This window comes from Polaromonas sp. P3_C2, from assembly GCF_056402675.1.
The window spans coordinates 1-3,799 of record NZ_JBFUGX010000416.1 but is presented as its reverse complement, the minus strand read 5'-3'; the positions used below and the strand labels follow the sequence as shown (position 1 = coordinate 3,799).

Genomic DNA, 3,799 nt, shown 5'->3' with positions numbered 1-3,799 from the left:
TAGTTACGGCAAGGCCGCCATCGTGGGTGAGGCCGGTGAGCTGGAGCATGCGGCAGCGATCCTGCATCCCAGGCTGGGCGCGCCCCTGCGTCTGGCGGTGGAAAAGGGTGCTGCTCTGGTGCCGTCAAGTAAAAAGCGCGGTGGTCTTGGTACTGCCATTGACGTGCCGCTGGGACACAAGGATGCCGCATTCGTGCGCAGCCATTTCGATGCGATGGAAGCCCGCATCGCCGACGCTCCCCGCGCCAACGAAATTGTGGTGGCGGTCGTCGTTACGGACAGCGGCCGGCCCCTGCCGCGTGTGGGGGGGCTTCAAACCAGTGAAATCAAGGGGGAGGATGGGTTAAGGTAGCCCCGGGCTGCCAATCCATCGCTCATCGTCATGACCCATCGCCTTTCGCCTTCCATCTGACCCAAGACAACCAGGAGTACTTATGAAGCTGCACCACAAAATGCTGAGCACCGTCGCTTTCCTCGGGCTGATCACCTCATTCGTGAACGCGCATGCCCAAGGCGTCATCAAGATAGGGGAAATAAACAGCTACAAGGCCCAGCCTGCTTTCCTGGAACCGTACAAGAAAGGCATGGAACTGGCCGTTGAGGAAATCAATGCTGGCGGCGGAATCAACGGCAAGAAGGTCCAGCTGATTATTCGCGACGACAACGCAAACCCGGGCGATGCGGTCCGTGCAGCCGAAGAACTTGTCTCGCGCGAAAAAGTCGACGTGCTGACAGGCTCTTTCCTTTCCAATATCGGCCTGGCGCTCACCGATTTCGCCAAGCAGAAAAAGTTCTTTTTTCTGGCAGCGGAGCCTCTGACGGACAAAATCGTCTGGCAAAACGGTAATCGCTACACATTCCGCTTGCGGACCTCCACCTACATGCAGGTGGCCATGCTGGTCCCCGAAGCCGTTGCGATGAAGAAAAAGCGCTGGGCGGTGGTGTACCCCAACTACGAGTATGGGCAGTCCGCAGCAGCGACGTTCAAGACCTTGCTGAAGGCCGCGCAGCCCGATGTAGAGTTCGTGGCCGAGCAGGCGCCTCCACTGGGCAAGGTCGACTCGGGCAGTGTTGTGCAGGCCATGGCGGACGCCAAGCCGGACGCCATCTTCAATGTTCTTTTTGGTGCCGACCTCTCGAAGTTTGTTCGTGAAGGCAATACCCGTGGCCTGTTTCAGGGGCGTGAAGTCGTCAGCCTGCTGACGGGCGAGCCCGAATACCTCGACCCGCTCAAGGAGGAAACGCCCAACGGCTGGGTGGTTACCGGTTATCCGTGGTACGGCATCCAGACACCCGAACACAAGGCTTTCTTTCTTGCTTATCACGGCAAGTACAAAGACTATCCGCGCCTGGGTTCCGTGGTCGGCTATAGCGCCATCAAGTCCCTGGCCGAAGGCATGAAAAAAGCCAAATCGACCGATACGGAAAAGCTGATTACCGCTTTCCGCGGCCTGAACGTGACAACACCCTTTKGCCCCGTGGTTTTTCGCCCGGAAGACCACCAGTCCACCATGGGTGCCTATGTGGGACGCACAAAAAATGAAGGCGGCAAGGGCGTGATGGTCGACTATCGATATATCGATGGTTCAAAAGTCCAGCCCAGCAACGCCGAAGTGAAAAAAATGCGCGCTGCCGATTAGACCGAGGCAAGTGTTGACGGCGGCAGGTGCCGCGCCTCGTGCATGCACTCATGGCGGTTGGCCGGCAGTTCCGGTGYCGCCGTCATGTTAAAGGTGTGTCCACTGTGCGCTGCTTGCCGGTCATGCTATCCCGCAGAAAAAAGGTTTGTTCATGAGCTTCTCAGGCTTTATCGTGCAGTTGCTTAATGGCCTGGCCGGTGCATCGTCGCTGTTTCTCGTGGCGGCTGGTTTGTCGTTGATCTTTGGTGTTACCCGGATTGTCAACTTTGCCCATGGATCTTTTTTCATGGTGGGCATCTACGTTGCCTATTCATTGGTCAGTGCTCTTGGCAATACCTTGGGTTTCTGGCCTGCCTTGCTGATTGCCGCTTTGGCTGTTGGTGTTCTCGGCGGCCTGGTCGAGGTTTTGTTGCTGCGCCGTATTTACCGTGCACCGGAACTCTTTCAGTTGCTTGCAACGTTTGCGCTTGGCCTGGTGATCAAGGATGGCGTGCTGTGGTTTTGGGGCCCCGAGGAGCTGCTTGGCCCCAGGGCTCCCGGCCTGACTGGCTCTGTGTCGATTTTGGGGCGTCAGTTTCCTTCCTATGATCTTTTCCTGATCGTCGCGGGGCCTGTCGTCCTGGGTCTGCTTTGGCTCCTGCTCACCAAAACCCGCTGGGGTACCCTCGWTCGAGCCGCCACGCAGGATCGCGAAATGGTCAGCGCGCTGGGTGTGAACCAGGCGTGGTTATTCACAGCGGTTTTTGCATTGGGCGCACTTCTGGCGGGCCTTGGGGGCGCGCTTCAGCTACCGCGCGAGCCCGCCAACCTGGAAATGGATCTCAACATCATCGGCGCCGCGTTTGTGGTGGTGGTGGTCGGGGGCATGGGCTCCATCCCGGGTGCCTACGTGGCGGCACTGCTGATTGCCGAACTCAAGGCCATTTGCATCTGGCTGGGGCTGGTTGAAATTGCGGGTATCAGCATCTCTTTTTCCAAGCTGACCCTGGTGGTGGAGTTCCTCGTCATGGCGGTTGTCCTGGTGGCCCGACCCTGGGGGTTGTTCGGCAGGCCACAGGCGCCCAACCGGCATGCAGGCATGGCCGAAGAACCGCTGCGCCGGCCACACCGCTTGTACGTCTGGGGTTGTGCGGGCCTGYTGGCGCTACTGGCTTTGATGCCTGTGCTGGCGGCACAGTCCCCTTACGTCACCGTGTTACTGATTGACTTGCTGGTTGCCGTCCTGTTCGCTGTCAGCCTGCATTTCATCATGGGGCCCGCGGGAATGCACTCGTTCGGGCATGCCGCCTACTTCGGCCTTGGGGCCTATGGCGCCGCCTTGCTGGTACGAAGCCTGAACATGCCCATGGAGCTGGCTCTGGTCGTGGCACCCGTTGTGGCGGCCGTGGGGGCCTTTGTGTATGGTTGGTTCTGCGTCAGATTGTCTGGTGTTTATCTGGCGATGCTGACGCTGGCCTTTGCACAAATCACCTGGGCAGTTTGTTATCAATGGGACGTGTTCACCGGCGGCAGCAACGGATTGACCGGCGTCTGGCCTTCCGAGTGGCTGGCGGACAAGCGCATTTATTACTACCTCACTCTTGTCCTGGTGGCCGGGGGCGTCTTGCTGATGCACCGAATTCTGTATTCACCGTTTGGCTATGGCATGCGTGCGGCACGCGACTCGGTGCTGCGTTCGGACGCCATCGGCATGAATGTCAAACGCCTGCAATGGGTTGCGTTTGTGATTGCAGGTTCATTTGCGGGGCTGGCCGGTGCGCTTTATGCTTTTTCAAAAGGCAGCATTTCGCCTGAAAGYCTGCACGTCAGCAAGTCGATCGATGGTCTGGTGATGGTTTTGCTGGGGGGTATCCAGACGCTTTTGGGACCTGTCGTGGGGGCCGTCACATTCACGTGGCTGCACGATACCGTGKCGCGAAACACCGACTATTGGCGGGCCATGCTGGGCGCCATCATCCTGGTTCTTGTGCTGCTGTTCCCCCAGGGAATTGCAGGCTTTGCCAAACAGCTGCTGGCCAGTCGCCGCAGTGCGGGAGAAAAGTCATGAGCTTGCTGAAGGTATCAGGATTAGGAAAATCCTTTGGCGGTGTCAGGGCTGTCGATAGCGTGAATTTCGAGCTGGCGCAGGGCGAACTATTGGCTTTGATTGGGCCCAACGG

Annotated in this window: 3 protein-coding genes and 1 pseudogene; all 4 read left to right on the top strand. The window is 58.6% G+C overall.

What is annotated here, in order from left to right; translation table 11 throughout:
- The coding region (locus tag AC1DWI_RS16255; protein WP_477725218.1) for an amino acid synthesis family protein at nt 1-352 on the top strand (352 nt) is incomplete at its 5' end.
- Between the two features lie 82 nt (nt 353-434).
- On the top strand, nt 435-1,640 hold the full coding sequence (locus tag AC1DWI_RS16250) for an ABC transporter substrate-binding protein (protein WP_477725217.1): 1,206 nt from the start codon (nt 435-437) through the stop codon (nt 1,638-1,640).
- A gap of 151 nt (nt 1,641-1,791) precedes the next feature.
- A complete protein-coding gene (locus AC1DWI_RS16245) occupies nt 1,792-3,687 on the top strand; it encodes an ABC transporter permease (RefSeq protein WP_477725216.1) in 1,896 nt (631 codons plus the stop codon).
- Nucleotides 3,684-3,799, top strand: a pseudogene (locus AC1DWI_RS16240) (ABC transporter ATP-binding protein); the annotation flags it as partial. The gene AC1DWI_RS16245 and the pseudogene AC1DWI_RS16240, both read left to right, overlap by 4 nt.